The sequence below is a fragment of the Peptoniphilus sp. oral taxon 836 str. F0141 genome, from assembly GCF_000179335.1.
In the GTDB taxonomy this organism is placed as follows: Bacteria; Bacillota; Clostridia; order Tissierellales; family Peptoniphilaceae; genus Peptoniphilus_A; species Peptoniphilus_A lacrimalis.
This window is the reverse complement of the sequence record NZ_AEAA01000067.1, coordinates 50,703-68,006: the sequence shown is the minus strand read 5'-3', so window position 1 is coordinate 68,006 and position 17,304 is coordinate 50,703. Positions and strand designations below refer to the sequence as shown.

Annotated in this window: 17 protein-coding genes, 1 tRNA gene and 1 pseudogene; 17 read left to right on the top strand and 2 right to left on the bottom strand. The window is 29.8% G+C overall.

Annotated features, from left to right (window positions below; all coding sequences use genetic code 11):
* From HMPREF9131_RS08460 to HMPREF9131_RS03050, 4 genes and pseudogenes are all read left to right on the top strand, one after another.
* Nucleotides 1-552, top strand: a pseudogene (locus tag HMPREF9131_RS08460) (bifunctional folylpolyglutamate synthase/dihydrofolate synthase); the annotation flags it as partial.
* A gap of 187 nt (nucleotides 553-739) precedes the next feature.
* Complete coding sequence (locus HMPREF9131_RS03060) at nucleotides 740-2,002, top strand: dihydroorotase (protein ID WP_009345257.1); 1,263 nt, start codon at nucleotides 740-742, stop codon at nucleotides 2,000-2,002.
* 91 nt (nucleotides 2,003-2,093) lie between these two features.
* Nucleotides 2,094-3,854 (top strand): DUF4153 domain-containing protein, encoded by a 1,761-nt coding sequence (locus tag HMPREF9131_RS03055; protein WP_009345266.1) that lies wholly within the window; start codon nucleotides 2,094-2,096, stop codon nucleotides 3,852-3,854.
* Nucleotides 3,855-4,292 carry a hypothetical protein gene (locus HMPREF9131_RS03050; RefSeq protein ID WP_009345259.1) on the top strand — a complete coding sequence of 146 codons (438 nt, stop codon included), beginning with the start codon at nucleotides 3,855-3,857 and terminating at the stop codon, nucleotides 4,290-4,292.
* Nucleotides 4,293-4,486: 194 nt separating this feature from the next.
* Here the strand turns inward: HMPREF9131_RS03050 and HMPREF9131_RS03045 are convergent, their stop codons facing one another.
* Nucleotides 4,487-4,732, bottom strand: coding sequence for a putative signal transducing protein (locus HMPREF9131_RS03045; RefSeq protein ID WP_004826273.1), 246 nt, complete (start codon nucleotides 4,730-4,732; stop codon nucleotides 4,487-4,489).
* 59 nt (nucleotides 4,733-4,791) lie between these two features.
* Nucleotides 4,792-5,388, bottom strand: coding sequence for a 30S ribosomal protein S4 (gene rpsD / locus HMPREF9131_RS03040; RefSeq protein WP_004826321.1), 597 nt, complete (start codon nucleotides 5,386-5,388; stop codon nucleotides 4,792-4,794).
* 273 nt (nucleotides 5,389-5,661) lie between these two features.
* Here rpsD and HMPREF9131_RS03035 point away from each other — a divergent pair, with 273 nt between their 5' ends.
* The 13 genes from HMPREF9131_RS03035 (at nucleotide 5,662) to dprA (ending at nucleotide 17,303) form a co-directional block, all read left to right on the top strand.
* Nucleotides 5,662-6,393, top strand: a complete 732-nt coding sequence (locus HMPREF9131_RS03035) for a YebC/PmpR family DNA-binding transcriptional regulator (RefSeq protein ID WP_004826276.1) — start codon at nucleotides 5,662-5,664, stop codon at nucleotides 6,391-6,393.
* A 3-nt stretch (nucleotides 6,394-6,396) separates the two neighbouring features.
* On the top strand, nucleotides 6,397-6,975 hold the full coding sequence (locus HMPREF9131_RS03030) for a flavodoxin family protein (RefSeq protein WP_009345285.1): 579 nt from the start codon (nucleotides 6,397-6,399) through the stop codon (nucleotides 6,973-6,975).
* Between the two features lie 58 nt (nucleotides 6,976-7,033).
* Nucleotides 7,034-7,696 carry a deoxyribose-phosphate aldolase gene (deoC, locus tag HMPREF9131_RS03025; protein WP_009345283.1) on the top strand — a complete coding sequence of 221 codons (663 nt, stop codon included), beginning with the start codon at nucleotides 7,034-7,036 and terminating at the stop codon, nucleotides 7,694-7,696.
* The gene (lgt, locus tag HMPREF9131_RS03020) at nucleotides 7,686-8,447 is read left to right on the top strand and encodes a prolipoprotein diacylglyceryl transferase (protein WP_009345290.1); all 762 of its coding nucleotides are present in this window, start codon (nucleotides 7,686-7,688) and stop codon (nucleotides 8,445-8,447) included. The genes deoC and lgt overlap by 11 nt, the downstream gene beginning before the upstream one ends.
* A 70-nt stretch (nucleotides 8,448-8,517) precedes the next feature.
* Nucleotides 8,518-8,594 (top strand) — tRNA-Pro (locus tag HMPREF9131_RS03015).
* A gap of 57 nt (nucleotides 8,595-8,651) precedes the next feature.
* The gene (locus HMPREF9131_RS03010) at nucleotides 8,652-9,287 is read left to right on the top strand and encodes an epoxyqueuosine reductase QueH (protein ID WP_009345241.1); all 636 of its coding nucleotides are present in this window, start codon (nucleotides 8,652-8,654) and stop codon (nucleotides 9,285-9,287) included.
* Nucleotides 9,268-10,419, top strand: a complete 1,152-nt coding sequence (locus HMPREF9131_RS03005; protein ID WP_009345250.1) for a CapA family protein — start codon at nucleotides 9,268-9,270, stop codon at nucleotides 10,417-10,419. The genes HMPREF9131_RS03010 and HMPREF9131_RS03005 overlap by 20 nt, the downstream gene beginning before the upstream one ends.
* Nucleotides 10,420-10,421: 2 nt before the next feature.
* The gene (locus HMPREF9131_RS03000) at nucleotides 10,422-11,111 is read left to right on the top strand and encodes a tRNA1(Val) (adenine(37)-N6)-methyltransferase (protein WP_009345282.1); all 690 of its coding nucleotides are present in this window, start codon (nucleotides 10,422-10,424) and stop codon (nucleotides 11,109-11,111) included.
* A complete protein-coding gene (gene rsmI / locus HMPREF9131_RS02995) occupies nucleotides 11,108-11,914 on the top strand; it encodes a 16S rRNA (cytidine(1402)-2'-O)-methyltransferase (protein ID WP_009345289.1) in 807 nt (268 codons plus the stop codon). The genes HMPREF9131_RS03000 and rsmI overlap by 4 nt, the downstream gene beginning before the upstream one ends.
* Entirely contained in the window at nucleotides 11,907-12,851 is a 945-nt protein-coding gene (locus tag HMPREF9131_RS02990) for a DNA double-strand break repair nuclease NurA (RefSeq protein WP_009345243.1), read from the top strand. Before rsmI ends, HMPREF9131_RS02990 begins: the two co-directional genes overlap by 8 nt.
* An 8-nt stretch (nucleotides 12,852-12,859) precedes the next feature.
* Nucleotides 12,860-14,701, top strand: a complete 1,842-nt coding sequence (locus HMPREF9131_RS02985; RefSeq protein ID WP_009345256.1) for an ATP-binding protein — start codon at nucleotides 12,860-12,862, stop codon at nucleotides 14,699-14,701.
* Entirely contained in the window at nucleotides 14,701-16,221 is a 1,521-nt protein-coding gene (locus HMPREF9131_RS02980; RefSeq protein ID WP_009345253.1) for a YifB family Mg chelatase-like AAA ATPase, read from the top strand. Before HMPREF9131_RS02985 ends, HMPREF9131_RS02980 begins: the two co-directional genes overlap by 1 nt.
* Complete coding sequence (gene dprA / locus HMPREF9131_RS02975) at nucleotides 16,221-17,303, top strand: DNA-processing protein DprA (RefSeq protein WP_009345260.1); 1,083 nt, start codon at nucleotides 16,221-16,223, stop codon at nucleotides 17,301-17,303. Before HMPREF9131_RS02980 ends, dprA begins: the two co-directional genes overlap by 1 nt.
* The last annotated feature ends 1 nt before the right edge of the window (nucleotide 17,304 follow it).

Below are 17,304 nucleotides of genomic sequence, written 5' to 3'. Positions count from 1 at the left end.
AAAATTAAAAATATAAAAATACCTTTGATAGGTCTGCATCAGGTTAAAAACGCTGTGCTTGCATTGGCTTGCGCCATAGATATTTATGAAGATTTACCGATAGAAGATATTAAGAAAAATCTCATATATTTAAAATATCCGGCAAGATTTGAAATTATTAGTAAAAATCCCTTGATAATTTTAGATGCTTGTATAAATAAAAAAAGTCTTGAACCCATAAAAGAATCTTTGAAAGCTTTGAAAATTGAAGATATCACAAGTATTGTAGGTATTCCTGACGATAAGGATTTTTTTGGAGTTGTAAGTGGCGTAAAAGATATATCAAAAAATATTATTCTAACAAAAACATCAAACTCTCATTATGTCTTTACAGATGAGCAAAGGCAAAAACTTTTAGCTAATAAAATTTTTGTTGAAACAAGTCCAGATATAAAAGAAGCACTTAACATGGCAAGAAGATATAAAAGTCCTATTATTATTTTAGGAACAACTTCACTTATAAGTGAAAGTAAAGAATTTTTTCAAACTACAGGATTATTCCAACACTTGTAACATCTTTTGATTTTTTTGACCAAGCTTATTATTTAAGTTTTTGGATGAGCTTGGGACTTTTTCTTTAGCTAAAAATTTTAAGAAAAATTTGTCAGATTAAATGCTTTAGTAAGTATAAGATAAATAATATTTTTCAAATTTTTCTTTTCTTATATAATAATATTAATAATAAAAAAAGAGGTAGAAAATGATTATAAAAAACGCTAGGGTCATTGATCCTTGGCAAAATATTGATAAAATTGCAGATATTCAAATAAAAGATGGCAAGATAAATAAAATTGCAAGTGATTTAACAGATGATAAAGAAATAATTGATGCAAAAAATTTGATTGCTTGTCCAGGACTTGTAGATGTCCATGTGCATTTTAGAGATCCCGGCTTTACTTATAAGGAAGATTTATATTCAGGAACTCAGGCTGCAATAGCTGGAGGATATACTTCAGTAGTTTGTATGGCAAACACAAATCCTGTCATGGATTCTCCCGAAAAAGTGAAAGAATTTTACAAGAGGGCAAAGGAATTGCCAATAAATGTTTATACGGTTTCTGCCCTAACAGAAAATTTTGAAGATAATAAACTTGTAGATATGGAGAAACTTTTACAGGAAGGAGCAGTAGGTTTTACTGATGATGGAATTCCCAACAGAAATTCAAAATTAATTTTGCAAGCCATGAAAGAAGCTAAAAGGCTTAATACTTTAATTTCTTTTCACGAGGAGGACCCAAATTTAATTGAAAATAACGGCATAAATCACGGGGAAGTATCTGAAAAATTTAATATTTATGGCTCTCCTTCTCTTGCTGAATCATCATTTATTGCAAGAGATGTTGAATATGCAATAAATACAGGAGCAAAAATTGATATTCAACATATTTCAACAAAAAGAGGTGTGGATCTTGTTCGTTATGGAAAATCAAGAGGTGCAAATGTATTTGCAGAAGTTACTCCACATCATTTCACCCTGACAGATAAAGCCCTTTTAAAATATAAACAAATGGCAAAGATGAATCCCCCTCTAAGAACTAAAGAAGATAGACAAGCTATATTAGAAGGAATAAAAGATGGAACTTTAGAACTAATTGCAACAGACCATGCCCCCCATTCACAAGAGGAAAAAAATAGAGAACTAACAAAAGCTCCCTCTGGAATAATTGGTCTTGAAACAGCCTTAGGTTTAGGAGTAAGAGAACTGGTTGAAAAAAATATTATAAGTATAAATAAACTTATAGAACTTATGTCAACAAATCCATGCAAAAAATATAATTTACCTGGTGGAACATTAAAAGAAGGTTCACGAGCAGATATTTTAATATTTGATCCCAAAAGAGAGTATAGCATTGAAACTTTCAAGTCAAAATCCTCAAATACACCCTTTAAGGGAGAAAAATTAATAGGAAAAGTAATATATACCATCTCAAAAGGACATATAATTTATATGAATAAAAATTGACAAAAAAGTTACAAAATGGCTAATTTATCGAAAAAACTTGTATAATTGTAGATTATGGTTTATAATTTTTTTATTGTTATAAGGAGGTTCTATGAAACTATACAGATTTATCACAAGAACTTTTATGAACTATACAGCATCAATAAAAAGATTTCCTCTTGCTATGTTGTGCTCACTCTTAGCAGCCTATAATTTAGCAAGAGCATTAAATTTTAGAGATGTAGATCTTGCAAATATCAACAACAATAGATTGGGAGCATTTTTTATAGGTGGAATATTTTTATATTCAGTAATATCCCTATATTTGGAATCTGCTAAGTCAAATGTTAAAAATGCAGAGGATAATAAACAGATAAAATTTATTACAGTCTTAGTTTATATATTGTCAATCCCAATAATGTATGGATTTTATGATATTATATATATAACAAAACAGGGATTTTTCCCCTATGAAAATAAATATATATATTTTGGAATGATAGCTCTATTTGTAGTTTTAGCGTCCTATATTGCTAAAATTTTCTACCATAAAGATTATGTATCTTATGTTGCAAATATTTTTGAGGCTTTTATCATTTCCAACATATATTCAATAGTTTCCTATATAGGTATAAGTGCAATAATTTTTGCAATAAATTCCCTATTTTCTGCAAACTTTCCATCAAATATTTATCTAAAAATATTTTATTTTATTTTCATTCCCTATAATGTCGGCATATTTTTATCAGAGTTTCCTAAAGCAAGCGAATCATTTATAGACTACGATTATTCAAAATCTATTAAAGTTTTATTAGTTTATGTAATTTTGCCCTTAGTGTTAGCATACACTGCAATATTATTTTTATATTTCTTAAAAATAATAATAAATTGGCAATTACCAGATGGAATAATCGTTAATCTTGTATTATGGTTTGCGGTTGTAACGGTATTTTTTCAATTTTTCTTACAAAAAATTAATAAAAAATTTGTAAATACATTTAAAAAATATTATCCCTTTGCTATCATACCCTTGCTTTGTATGATGTTTTTGTCAATAGGCTTAAGAATAAACCAATATGGACTTACAGAAAATAGATATTTTATAGTGGCAACTGGTGTTTGGGTACTGATAAGTGAAATTTACTATATTATTTATAAGAAAAATTCAAATATTACAATTCCATTTATCCTTTCCATAATAATTTTAATTTCAAGCTTAGGACCAATATCCTGCTATAAAATGTCTGAAAAATCTCAAATTGCAAGACTAACAAAAATATTAGAAAAAAATAATATGCTAAAGAGTAATAGCATAGTTAAAAATAAAGATATATCAGAAGATGATAAAGCTCAAATAACAAGTATATTGCTTTATTTAACAAATAATCATATAAAACCTGATATTCCTTATTTAGATGAAGATTTTGAATTTTCAGACCAAAAAATGTTAAACACCTTTGGCTTTAAAAGTCAAGACAAAACAAATTATGAGGACTATTATTATAACTATGACAATCCCTCATCAGTAGATGTGAGTGGCTACTCTAAATTAATTAGAAATGTAGTATACAATAAAGATACAAAAGTTGATAATTTTACTTTTGCCTACAATCCATCAACAATAGAAATTTATTTGACAAGAAAAGATAAAAAAGATTTGTTGAGAGAAATTGATTTAAAAAGCCTTAGAGATAAATTAAAAACTCTAAAGACTGCTAATGGTGTGATAAATCCAGAAGATTTAGCTATAAGCGGTGAAAATGGTGGCGTAAAATATAAGATTATTTTCACAAGCATCAGTTTTTACGGTGAAGACAGCAAATTTGATAGTTATGTAAGTTTTGATTTACTAACAAGTGGGAGTGATGAATAAATGTATTATTTGACATTTGAAAATGATGTATTTATAGATACTGATCTAGACCTTAAGTATTTAAAAAAGCTATTGAAAAAATACCTTGAAAAAACTGACTTCTTCCAAGTAATTGCCTTAGGAGAAGATAAGCTCATAAAAAAATTATTAAGAGATTATGCAGCCTATGATGAAGACGGTGAATATGAAGAAATATTTCAAGGTCCAACAGATGATGACTTTAAAAAAGTTATACTGGATAATTTTTTAAATGAAAAAAATATACCAAACTTCTATAAACTAAGCCTTTATCAAGGGGATAAGTTGAAATTTGAAGTATTAAATTACGGAGAAGAAGTTTCAATATACGGTTTTGACCAAAAACAAGTTGAAGAAGCCTATAAGAAATTAGAAGAAGACTATGGTATTAAAAATATTAACATAGTAGTAGAAAAATAAAACTTAACACAAGTAGTTTTTAGACTATCCCTTGGGGTAGTCTTTTTTAAATAAAAAATTTTCTTTTTGTTAATTTTTTGTTTGTGATATGAAAAAAAGATTTAAAAATTTTATAGTCACCAATATCTGATATAAGAAAAATACCCTTTTTATTCTTTGTTGTAAAAAGGGTACTTTCATAAATTTATTTATTATTAATATAAATTCTTATCGCCATAATCTTTTTTATAATATACCAGTATTTCTTTTGCTTTTTCATAATCTTTTTCTGATACATAAATTGTTTGTTCAAAAGTTGAAAATCCTGATATTAGTCGCAAAAAATCTCCATCATCATCAGTAAGGTAGGGGATTTGTTTTTCATCAAGCATGGAGCATATTTCTTTAAATATCATTTGATCTGTGACAGAAATTAGTTCTTTGTATTTAACATCATCCATAAAAATCTCCTTAAAATTGTTTAATAAAGAAAAAAGACTCCAAAAGGAGCCTTCTTCTATTACATATTCTTTGAATAGTATTCCACTATTAATTGGTCTTCAATTTCTATTGGAATATCTTCTCTATTTGGTAGACTTACTAATTTACCTTTGAAATCTTCATTCTTAGAAAGATAAGGATAAGATACAGGGAAATTTGTATTGAAATTTTCCTTGAAAAGTTCTACCTTCTTGCCCTTACGAGAAAGGGAAATTTCATCAGAAACGTCACATCTGTATGATGGTATATCAACTTTTTTACCATTAACAAGTATATGTCCGTGAAGAACCATTTGTCTTGCTTGTCTTATTGAAGAAGCAAAGCCTAATCTATAACATAAGTTATCTAGTCTTCTTTCTAGGAAAGAAACAAGGTTAGGACCTGTTTGTCCTTTTGCTTTTTGAGCTTCAATGAAAAGATTTTTGAATTGTTTTTCTAAAAGTCCATAGTAAGCTCTAAGTCTTTGTTTTTCCAATAATTGTTTACCGTATTCAGTTAACTTCTTATCACTTCTGGCACTACCTCTTTGAGCTCTTTTCATAGCTTTTGGGTGGCCACATACATTTAGTCCCAATCTTCTAGATAATTTGAATCTGGGTCCCATCATTTTTGCCATTAAATTCAACTCCTATTATATTTTGCCGCGATAATTAAGAGCCATTAGTATTATATTATTAGTTGGAAAAAAAGTAAAGGGTTAATATTGATAAATCTTTGCATTTTCTGCAATTTCTTGAGATTAAATTACTTTTTTTCTTTTCATAATTTCTAAAAATTATTGTATAATAAATTTGCATAAAAAATCAAGTATTATCTAACAATAGTTTTACAAAAATATTTGTAATAGTTATAATAGGTAGAGAAATAATTTAATAGAAAAGGTGATTATATGAGTGGACACTCAAAATGGAATAATATAAAAAATAAAAAAGGTAAGGAAGACGCTAGAAAAGGTAAAGTTTTTACAAAACTTGCCAGACTTATTACTGTTGCAACTAGACAAGGTGGAGCAAATCCAGATTTTAATCCTCAATTAAAAGTTGCAATTGATAAGGCTAAGGCTGAAAATTTACCAAATGATAATATAGAAAGAGCCATAAAAAAAGGTGCGGGTGAAGATGATTCTTCAAACTTTGAAACTATAACTTATGAAGGTTACGGTCCAAGCGGTATTGCTGTTATGGTTAAATGTTTGACTGATAACAGAAACAGAACAGCTCCTGATATTCGTCACATTTTTGATAAAAATGGCGGAAATTTGGGAACTCCCGGATGTGTATCCTTTATGTTCCAAGAAAAAGGAATTATTGGTATTTTAAAATCTGATGATATGGATCTTGATGAATTTATTTTATCTGCCCTTGATTATGGTGCTGAAGATGTTGTTGATAGAGGAGATGCGGTAGAAATTGTAACAGTCCCTGAAAGTTATCACGATGTCAGAAAAAAACTTGAAGAAGATGGATATGAATTTGTAGAAAGTGATATTACTTTTGTGGCTCAAAATTATTCTAAATTATCTGATGAAGATGATATAAAGAAGATGGATAAATTAATAGATGCCCTTGAAGACAACGATGATGTTCAAGATGTCTACACTAATTGGGATCAAGAAGATTAGAAAATGACAAAGAAACTTTTGGCTCTTATGGGAAGTGAGAGGAGACATAGGAGTACAGAAAATTTTCTCGATATCTTTATTGAAGAAAAATTTAAAGATTTTGATGTAAAAAAAATTATTTTAAAAGATTTAAGTTTTTCTAATTGCATCTCTTGTTACGGCTGTGCCAAAGTTCCCAGATGCGTTGTAAAAGATGATATGACTGATATTTATCCTTTGATTGATAATAGTGATGTTGTGATTTTTGCATCACCAATTTATTTTAATTCTGTATCAGCCCTTTCTAAATCTTTTATTGACAGGATGCAACTTTATTGGTCAAGGAAATTTTTGCGTAAGGAAGTTTTACCTAAAAATAAGTTGGGATTTGGTCTTTTTGTCGGGGGTGCTCCTTTAACTGATCAACAGTTTTTGGGTGCAGAATTAGTTTTAAAACATTTTTTTATGGCAATAGGTACAAAAAAATATACTTATCTTGAGCTAAGCGATACAGATAAGAGGGAAGTCCAAAAGACCGAAGAAATTTTAACTTATATAAATAAGCATTTTGAAGATAATTCGCTTTATGAATCTATAAGCTAAATAAATTAAAAGGGGCATATAAATATAGAAAAGATAATAGAACAATTAGGGGGATTTTATGAAACTAAATAAATATATAGACCACACGCTCTTAAAGGCAGATGCTACACAAGAATCTATTAAAGAATTGTGCAGGCAAGCAAAAGAATATGATTTTATGTCTGTGTGCATAAACTCATCAAATATTGAACTTGCAAAAGAAGAACTTAAAGGAACAGATGTAAAAATTTGCACAGTTATAGGATTTCCACTAGGGGCAACTACTACAGAATCAAAGGTTTTTGAAACTACTGATGCCATAGAAAAAGGTGCTGATGAAGTGGATATGGTTCTTAATATTGGAGCTTTAAAATCTAAGAATTTCGATATAGTTTTAAGAGATATAAGTGAAGTTGCTAAGGCAGCTCACAATAAGGGAAAAATTTTGAAAGTTATACTTGAAACTTGTTTGCTCGAAAAAGATGAAATTATAAAGGCTTGCCAACTTTCAAAAGAAGCTGGTGCAGATTTTGTTAAAACTTCAACAGGATTTTCTACTGGAGGGGCAAAAGAAGAAGATGTTGCCTTGATGAGAAAAACTGTAGGAGATCTGATGGGAGTTAAGGCAAGCGGTGGAATAAGAACTTTAGAAAAAGCAAGGCTTATGATTGAAAACGGAGCAACAAGGCTTGGAGTTTCTGCTGGAGTTCAAATTATGGAGGAATTAGAAAGTGAAAATTAATCCAGTCGCCTTTAAGCTTTTTGGATTAGAGGTGAGATGGTATGGCATTTTAATTGCCATTGGTGCTTTTCTTGCCATAAATGTAGCAGAAAAAATGGGCAAAAGATATAATTACAAAGATGGACTTTATAACTTATTTTCATCAGATTTAGGGATTTTTGTAATTTTATTAGGAGTAATCGGTGCAAGATTATATTATGTAATTTTTCAGTGGGATTATTACAGGGAGAATCCGGGAGAAATTTTAGCTATAAGAAATGGCGGTTTGGCAATTTATGGTGGTATACTTGCAGGTCTTCTTGCAACCTATATTTTTTCTAGAATAAAAAAGATTAAATTTATGACCATTTTAGATTGCTTGGCACCGGCAGTTCCCTTGGCGCAAGCTATAGGCAGATGGGGAAATTTTATCAATGGTGAAGCTCATGGCGGACCAACAGACTTACCCTGGGGAATAATGGTTGATGGCATTAAGGTTCATCCAACTTTTTTATACGAATCTGTGCTAGATTTTTTTATCTTCATACTATTATATTTTTTTGTAAGTAAAAGGCAAAAATTTGAAGGGCAACTTTTTACCCTTTATTTGATAATTTATGGTTGTGGAAGATTTTTTATTGAAGCAATGAGGACAGATTCCTTATATTTTGGTCCTTTTAGAGTTTCTCAACTTCTAAGCCTTATACTTGTAGTTATTGGTTTGATAATATATTTTTATAATATTTTGAGCTTAAAAAATAAGACAGTCTGATTAGAATGGCTGGTCTTTATAAAAATAAATTGATTTTTTAATGTATATGTGCTAAAATTTTATTCATTAACGGGATGTAGCGCAGCCCGGTAGCGCACATGTATGGGGTGCATGGGGTCGAAGGTTCAAATCCTTTCATCCCGACCAAAGGACTGGTTTTGACCGGTCCATTTTTTTATGTTAATCTTTATTTAGGGGGTAGCTATGAATAAGATCAATTACAATTTAGAAATGGAAAAAATAATAAATAAAATTGATTTACAAAATAAGCCGACTCTACTTTTGCATTCTTGTTGCGGACCATGTTCTTCAGCCGTAATTGAAAGGCTTTATCCTTATTTTAAGCTTCAAGTCTTATATTATAATCCAAATATTGACACCTATGAGGAATATATGAAAAGAGCTAAGGAGCAAATGAGATTTATAAAAGAATTTGGCATAGCTGACCAAGTAAAAGTTCAAGTCCTTGAATATGATAAGGATGCTTTTTTAAAAGCAGTTCAAGGATATGAGCATGGTGGTGAAGGCTCTAGCAGATGCCTCAAATGTTTTAATTTAAGGCTTTCTAAAACTGCACAGCTTGCCAAAGAAGGAGATTTTGATTATTTTACCACAACTCTTAGCATATCTCCGTGGAAAGATTCTCAAGTTTTAAATAAGTTAGGAAATTATTTGGGAAATATTTATGGAGTTACTTATCTTTATTCAGATTTTAAAAAGAAAAATGGTTTTAAACGCTCCGTTGAGCTTTCCAATAAATTTAATATGTATAGGCAATGCTATTGTGGCTGCCAATTTAGTCAAGAGGAAACTTTAAACTGTGAAGAGAAAATTAATTAGCATATTTTTGATATTTTTATTAGTATTTACTTCATGTCAAAATTCAACGAATTTAAGTAAAGAAAATAAAACTAAAAAAACTAAACAAGAAACTATAAAAGAAGATAAAAAGACATATGTTGAAATTCTAGCTATGGGTGATATGATTTTTCACAAACCCTTGGTGAGTAATGCAAGAGTTGGTGATTCTTATGATTTTTCAATATATTTTAAAAATATTGAAGATGACATAAAAAGTGCCGATATTTCCTTAGCAAATTTCGAAGGAACTATAAATAAAAATAAGGCTCTAAGTGGTTTTCCTCGCTTTAATTTTCCTATTCAAACAGTCACAGGTTTAAAAAGTGTAGGTTTTGATGTATTAACTACTGCAAATAATCACTGCCTTGACACTGGAGTTGATGGGATTTTTCAAACTATTAATGCAATTAATGATGGGCAAATGATTAATGTAGGTACATATTTGGATGAAAATCATCCACCAAAAATAATAGAAAAAAATAATATAAAAATTGGTTTTTTAGCCTATACTGATCTATTAAATGGAATGGACTCCCTTGTTAGGGGCAAGGAATATTTGATAGATACCTTTGCGACAAATGATGTAAAAAAAGATATAGAAGCTTTAAAAAATCAGGTAGATTTTATTGTTGTTATCCCTCATTGGGGTAACGAATATCAATACAGTCCTTCTTTAAGACAAGTTGAGCTTAAAGACTTACTTTTTTCATCAGGAGCAGATGCCATTTTAGGATCCCATCCTCATGTTGTTCAAAAATTCCAAGATTTCAGTATTGATGGAAAGAGAAAATTTTTAGCTTATTCAATGGGAAACGCCCTTTCAAATCAAAGGCAAAGATATTTAGGGAAAAAAGGTGTCGAGTCAGGTCTTATGATAAAGCTTAAATTAGAAAAAAATCTGACCCAAAACACCACAAGGCTAATTTCAAGTCAAGTTATTCCAACTTATGTAATGGATATAAATGTTGATGGCAAAAGGACTTGCCAAATTTTTAAATACGCAGATATTCTTCCAGGTGGAAAATTTTCTGATAAGATTAATGGCACAGAAATTGATAGTATTAATGAAAAGTATAATTTTGTAAAAAATATTTTAGAGGATAAGAGATAATAATGCAAAGAGATAAAGTTCCTGGAACAAATTATATAATAGTTCAAGACGAAAATAATTTTAAATATACAAGTGACTCCCTTATTCTCTCTTCCTTTGTCAAGATGGGACAAAGAGCATTAGATTTAGGATGTGGTAATGGTATTATATCCTTAAGGATAGTCGATAGATTTAAAGAGCTTTATGCTATTGATTACAATAATGAGTCTTTGGAACTTTTTAAAATTGCATTAAAAGAAAATTATTTGGAGGACAAAATAAGACTTATACAGGATGATATTTTAAATTTAGGGAATTATTTTCCTAATAATTACTTTGACCAAATCTTATTTAACCCTCCTTATTTTAACTGTTTTGAACCTAAAAGTAATATGGAAAAAGCAAGGCATTCAACGGATATAAGAAATTTTATTGAGATAGTTTCAAAACTTTTAAAGGCAAGGGGAGATTTTACAATAATATTTCCTTCTAACAGGATAAGTGAACTGATTTATTATTTAAACCTTTACAAGTTAAAGGTTAAAGATATGATTGCAGTAAAACCTAATTTAGAAAAGCCGGCACTTCATTTTATTTTGAGATGCCGAAAAGATGCCAAGTTTGGCAATTTTTATAGGGAATTTATAGTTCACGAATCTGACTATTACAGCGAACAAATGCTTAAGGTTTATAATAACGAGGTGCTTTTATGATATATTTTTGCCCAACACCCATTGGCAATTTAGGAGATATCACTCTAAGAACTCTTGAAGTTTTAAGAAGTGTCGATATAATTTATGCTGAAGATACAAGAGTTACTATTAAACTTCTCAATCACTATGACATAAATAAAAAACTAAAGACCTACCATAAATTTAATGAAGCAAAAGCAAGTCTTGAAATTATAGAATCCTTAGAAAATGGACTTGATATTGGTCTTGTGACAGATGCAGGAATGCCGGGAATTTCTGATCCAGGGCATGTCTTAATAAAAAAATTAATTGAAAAAAATTTGGACTTTAGAGTTTTACCGGGACCTAACGCAGCCCTGAGCGCTCTTGTTATTTCAGGACTTGCTAACGATAACTTTTATTTTTACGGTTTCACCAATCCTAAGTCCTCATCTAGAAAAAAAGAATTTGAAAATTTGAAAAATATAAGGGCTACCTTAATTTTTTATGAATCTCCCCACAGAATCATTGAGTTTTTGAAGGATATGAGAGAAATTTTAGGTAACAGAGAAATTTCTGTTTCCAGGGAGCTTACAAAAATTTATGAAGAAACTCTTCGTGGTAAGGTTGAAGATATATTAAATTCAAATTTAACTTTAAAGGGTGAGTTTGTCATTGTCGTTGAGGGCAATACCCAAAAAGAAGAAATGCCTGATATTAAAGAACTATTAATTGAAAGAATAAATAATGGGCAAAAGAAGTCCCAAGCAGTAAAAGAGATAGCACAAGAGTATAATATATCAAAAAATGTGGTTTACAAGGAGAGTTTGAATATAGATGCTTGATTTTAACCAGTTTGAAGAAAAAATAAAAACAATAAATTCAAATCTTAGAAATAAATACAAGAAATATTTTTCCATATCTAACGAAGAATTTCTTAAATCTTTAGAAGAAAATGTTGGAGAAATTGAAAATTTTGAAAAATTAAGTCAAAAAGAGCTGGAAAAAATTGATGATTTAGTGGGAGTTGACGGTTCTGTAAATAGGTGTGGAGGAGCCTATCCTCACTATATAGAAATGTTTCAAGGTCTAGCCAAATCTACAAAATATGAAGAGGTTTATGTTTCAGATATATATACTCCAACCCTAAACGATAGCTTTGAAATTGAAGAAAAAAGAGAAAAACTTCTTGCAACAATAGAAATTGAGTCTGCTCTTGAATATATAAAAAAAAGAAAACCACAAGTGCTTATGATGGATGGGGGATTTATCAGATATAAAATTAATTGCCCCGAGCATTTTAAAGACTTAAGAGAAATTTGCCAAAAACAAAATATAATTCTTTTTGGAGTAATAAAAGATATAAAAACTGGAATTTTAGCAAGAGCTTTGAGCCTTGATAGGTCTATTTATGATAGAGAACTTCTCTTTAACAGGTTCAAAATTGGTCAGGCACTCCTAATTAAGAACGAAGTCAATAAAAAATATATAGAAAAGGGATTGGGCGAAGGATTTTCTTCTGCATTTATAAGAACTTCAAACTTTCCAGGAGTTGTTGGAATTGATATCTTAGATGTTCAAGAAAATTATTTAAGATTTGTTTCAAGACTTGTTTACAGTCTAACTCCAGTAAATAGCAGGGGTATTCCCTTGTGGCTTGATATTGTGGATAAAGACGTTAGAATAACTGATGAATTAATAAAGGCTAGTTTAGAATCTTATCTAGATAGAGATTTGTATGAAAGATTTTTTGTTTCAGAAAGAGATAAAAGGACACTTTAGGGGGATTTATGAAAGTATTAGGAATTACAACTACTCAAGAAGTATATATAGGTTCAAAGGAAAAAAATTTTAGAAATAATGAATTTTTAGTAGTGCAAGATCCAGTCCAAGGCTCTCTAATAGGAGAAATTGTTGAGGCAAAAACCTATAACAGATTTATTCCTCTTGACATGGGAGGAGATTTTGTCGATGCTGGAGTTTTATCTTCTCTTAAGTCAATGGGTTATGACATCAACAATGAAACAGTTTATGTAGGAAAGCTAAGATTTTTTGAAGAAGTTTTATACGCACCTATAACAGGCTCTGATGTAAGAATCCCAACTTTTGAAGAAATAAAAAATATACTTTTAAACATTCATACTAAAGATGCAATGGTTCTCGGAGTAATAAAAAATACTGATGACTTAACAAAAGATATGGATGAGGAATATAGGGATTTATTATTCACCTATGATAAGGATGAATTTGTAAAGCAAAAAGATATTCCGTATTTATTTAATTATAGAGCCATGCACCAATATCCTCATATAGGAATTTTTGGTGGTTCAGGTTCTGGTAAATCTTTCGGACTAAGGGTAATTTTAGAGGAAATTATGGAAAAAAAGATTCCTACTATAGTTTTGGATCCTCACTTTGAAATGGATTTTTCTACAAACTCTGAAATTTCTACAAAAGATTTTAATGATAAATTTAAATGTCTGCAAATTGGTCTTGATGTAGGTATAAAATTTCAAGATTTAAATAAGGGTGATTTAAAAAATCTTTTAAATTCTGTTTCACCCCTTACAGACTCAATGAATAATGTAATTGATGTAATATTAAATAAAGGAGCAAGCTATTATTCCTTTAAAGATAAGCTGGAGATGCTAATAGAAGCTGAAGAGCTTGGAGGATTAAATAAAATTAATGGCAAAATAGGAGCCGCAACAGATCTAACAGAGATTCAAAGGCTTGAAATGCTTAGAGATAATTATGAAAAATATGGAAATTTAACAAATCCAGCCTCAACAAGAGGAGTTTTATGGAGATTAAATTCTCTCTATGGTCAAGGCATTTTTTCCTACAATATAGATATAATTTTTGAACTTATAAAAAATGGTAAGTTAGTTGTCCTACAAGGTTCAACAAAAATTATAAATGTATTTTCAACATATCTTTTAGCAAAATTATATTATATGAGAAAGGAATATAGGGATGAAATTTATAGGGAAAATACTGATGCAAAATTTTTCCCACCCTTTGTCATAGTAACAGACGAAGCTCATAACTTTGCTCCAAAAGGTTATGAAAGTGCATCGAAATCTATATTAAGAGAAATTTCTCAAGAGGGTAGAAAATATGGGGTATTTTTAATCTTAGCCACTCAAAGACCGACCCTTCTTGATGAAACAATAACAGCTCAATTAAACACAAAAATGATTTTTAGAACTGTAAGGGCATCTGATATAGATACAATAAAAGAAGAAACTGACTTAAGAATTGAAGAATCAAAAAGATTACCTTATCTTCAAACGGGAGATGTTTTTATATCATCATCCGAAAGAGGACGCTCATCTTTTGTTCGTGTAAGGGCAGCTTACACAAAAAGTCCTCACACCTTAAATCCCTTTGATGAATTGAGTCAAAATAAAGTAGACAATTTGAATGAATTTTATAAAGTCATTGAAGACAAACTTCCTTTTTCTACAGTTTCAATTTTAAATATATTAGAAGAAGTAAATAAAGAGTCGGATACAACTTATTCTTATGATGATTTTTTAAATAATCTCAAAGACTTGTGTCAAAATAATATAATAACTAAAACAGATAATTTTATGAGTGAAAGATATGAAAAAATTGAGGAGGAATAATGTATTCTCGTGTTAAAACTTGTACTCTTTTTGGATTAAATGGTTATGAAGTTGATGTAGAAACAGACCTTTCAAGGTCATTACCAAAGGTAAGCCTTGTAGGTCTTCCAGATACTGCCATAAAAGAATCTATAGAAAGAGTTAAATCAGCCATAAATAATTCAGCTTATGATTTTCCCAATAAAAAAATTACCATAAATCTTGCACCAGCAAACCTTAGAAAAGATGGATCACAAATTGATTTAGCCATAGCTGTGGGAATTTTATTATCAGATGGACTTATAGAAAAATCGCCTGATGATTTTGTTTTTTTGGGAGAACTAGCCCTTGATGGAAAAATATATCCAATATCAGGAGCCTTGCCCATGATAATATCCATGAGAGAAAAAGGCTTTAGAAAATTCATTGTGCCTTATGATAACAGAAGAGAGGCAGCCCTTGTAAGAGATGTTGAAATTTATCCAGTAAAAAATTTAAAAGATGTAGTTGAATTTTTAAGGGGAAATATAAGCCTTGAAAGAGCAGTCGGACAAATTTCAAATACCAAGGTAGAATATGACAATGATTTTTCAGATATAAAAGGTCAAGAAAATTTAAAAAGATTACTGACAATTGCTGCAGCATCAAAGGCAAACTGTCTATTCATCGGCTCACCAGGAAGTGGAAAAACCATGGCAGCAAAAAGATTTCCAACAATATTGCCACAGCTTGATTTTGAAGAAGCAATAGAAGTAACAAAAATATATTCAGTAGCTGGACTATTAAAAGAAAATGCTCTAATTTCCACACCACCCTTTAGAAGTCCACATCATACCGCATCAGCAGTAGCCTTAATAGGTGGAGGTACATATCCAAGACCTGGAGAAATTTCTTTAGCCCACAAGGGAGTATTATTTTTAGATGAATTACCAGAATTTTCAAAAAATGTCTTGGAAGTTTTAAGGCAACCCATGGAAGCAAAAATAATAAATATTGCAAGAGCCAATGGAACTGTAACATTTCCTTCAGATTTTCAATTAATAGTAGCTATGAACCCATGTCCCTGTGGTTATAGTCATTCTAAAAAGCATGAGTGTACTTGTAGTGCATATCAAATTCAAAGATACTTATCAAAAATTTCCCATCCTCTTTTAGATAGGATTGATCTTCACATGGAGGTGTCAGAAGTTGATTATAAGGAAATATCTACAGAAAAAATTCCACTTTCTTCTGAACAGATGAGAGATCAAGTCCAAAATGCGAGAGATATACAAAAAGAAAGGTTCAAGGATAAGGCTTACAGTTTTAATTCACAAATTCCTGATAAAGATTTAAAAAAATATTGCAAGCTTGATGAGCAATCCAAAAAATTAATGGAAATTGCCTTTAATAAATATAATATGTCTGCAAGAACTTATAATAAAATTTTAAAAATATCAAGAACCATAGCTGATATGGATAATTCAGCTCAAATAAAGGAAGACCATCTTTTAGAAAGTATCCAATATAGATCTATTGATTCAAAATTTTGGGGTAACTGATGGATAGAAATGCGATAATATTTTTAAGCTCCATAGGTCTTTCTTCATCAAATATAATTAAAATTTTAGATTTTTCAATTGAGAAGGATTTAGCTTTGAATGAATTTCTTAATTTAGAAGAAAACCAGTATAAGCCTCTTTTGAAAAAAGTAACTTTTGATAAAATTAAGAAATTTTATTGTAAATATGAGGAAATACTAGAAAATACATTAAATAAATCTCAGAAATTGCAGGTAAAAATATCAACAATTTTAGATGAAAATTATCCATCTTCTTTGAGAAGAATTGAAGACCCACCAGCTATTCTCTATATAAGGGGTAAAGATATAAAATTAGAAAATAATATAGCAATAGTGGGGGCAAGAAAGCACACTTCCTATGGGATTTATGCAGTAAATAAATTTGTAGACGAATTGTCCTCTTATAATTTTACCATTGTTTCAGGCATGGCATATGGAATAGATGCCCTATCCCACAAAAGAGCCTTAGAAAAAAATATGAAGGCAATAGCAGTATTAGGTAATGGCATCGACATAATTTATCCAAAGGCAAACACAAATTTATATATGAATTTATTAGACAAGGCTACAATAGTTTCAGAATATCCCTTCGGAATGAAAGCAACGAAATTTACATTTCCACAGAGAAATAGAATAATATCAGGATTAAGTGAGGGTGTAATAGTAGTGGAAGCTAAAGAAAAAAGTGGCTCACTAATAACAGCAAGACTTGCCGCAGAACAAGGAAAAGAAGTTTTTGCCATACCGGGAAATATTAATTCAATTTATTCAAAGGGTACAAATCTTCTGATTAGAGATGGAGCAACACCTCTTTTACAAATCGAGGATATTTTACCATTTTATCCATCAATTATAAAAAAAGAAGAGGAAAAACATATAATAAAGAATTTATCAGAAGATGAAAATTTGATTTTAAATTTAATGGAAGATGGAAGTATTACCATAGAAGAAATTTGCAATAAATCAAATTTTGATGTAATTTATATAAATAGTTTGTTAACAAAATTAGAATTAAAATCAGCGATAGAAAAAATTTCTTTGACAGAATATAGAATTATTTAAA

Coding starts and splice junctions, on each gene's coding strand:
- HMPREF9131_RS03060 (WP_009345257.1), top strand. CDS start 740: ATGATTATAAAAAACGCTAGGGTCATTGATCCTTGGCAAAATATTGAT.
- HMPREF9131_RS03055 (WP_009345266.1), top strand. CDS start 2,094: ATGAAACTATACAGATTTATCACAAGAACTTTTATGAACTATACAGCA.
- HMPREF9131_RS03050 (WP_009345259.1), top strand. CDS start 3,855: ATGTATTATTTGACATTTGAAAATGATGTATTTATAGATACTGATCTA.
- HMPREF9131_RS03045 (WP_004826273.1), bottom strand. CDS start 4,732: ATGGATGATGTTAAATACAAAGAACTAATTTCTGTCACAGATCAAATG.
- rpsD (WP_004826321.1), bottom strand. CDS start 5,388: ATGGCAAAAATGATGGGACCCAGATTCAAATTATCTAGAAGATTGGGA.
- HMPREF9131_RS03035 (WP_004826276.1), top strand. CDS start 5,662: ATGAGTGGACACTCAAAATGGAATAATATAAAAAATAAAAAAGGTAAG.
- HMPREF9131_RS03030 (WP_009345285.1), top strand. CDS start 6,397: ATGACAAAGAAACTTTTGGCTCTTATGGGAAGTGAGAGGAGACATAGG.
- deoC (WP_009345283.1), top strand. CDS start 7,034: ATGAAACTAAATAAATATATAGACCACACGCTCTTAAAGGCAGATGCT.
- HMPREF9131_RS03010 (WP_009345241.1), top strand. CDS start 8,652: ATGAATAAGATCAATTACAATTTAGAAATGGAAAAAATAATAAATAAA.
- HMPREF9131_RS03000 (WP_009345282.1), top strand. CDS start 10,422: ATGCAAAGAGATAAAGTTCCTGGAACAAATTATATAATAGTTCAAGAC.
- rsmI (WP_009345289.1), top strand. CDS start 11,108: ATGATATATTTTTGCCCAACACCCATTGGCAATTTAGGAGATATCACT.
- HMPREF9131_RS02990 (WP_009345243.1), top strand. CDS start 11,907: ATGCTTGATTTTAACCAGTTTGAAGAAAAAATAAAAACAATAAATTCA.
- HMPREF9131_RS02985 (WP_009345256.1), top strand. CDS start 12,860: ATGAAAGTATTAGGAATTACAACTACTCAAGAAGTATATATAGGTTCA.
- HMPREF9131_RS02980 (WP_009345253.1), top strand. CDS start 14,701: ATGTATTCTCGTGTTAAAACTTGTACTCTTTTTGGATTAAATGGTTAT.
- dprA (WP_009345260.1), top strand. CDS start 16,221: ATGGATAGAAATGCGATAATATTTTTAAGCTCCATAGGTCTTTCTTCA.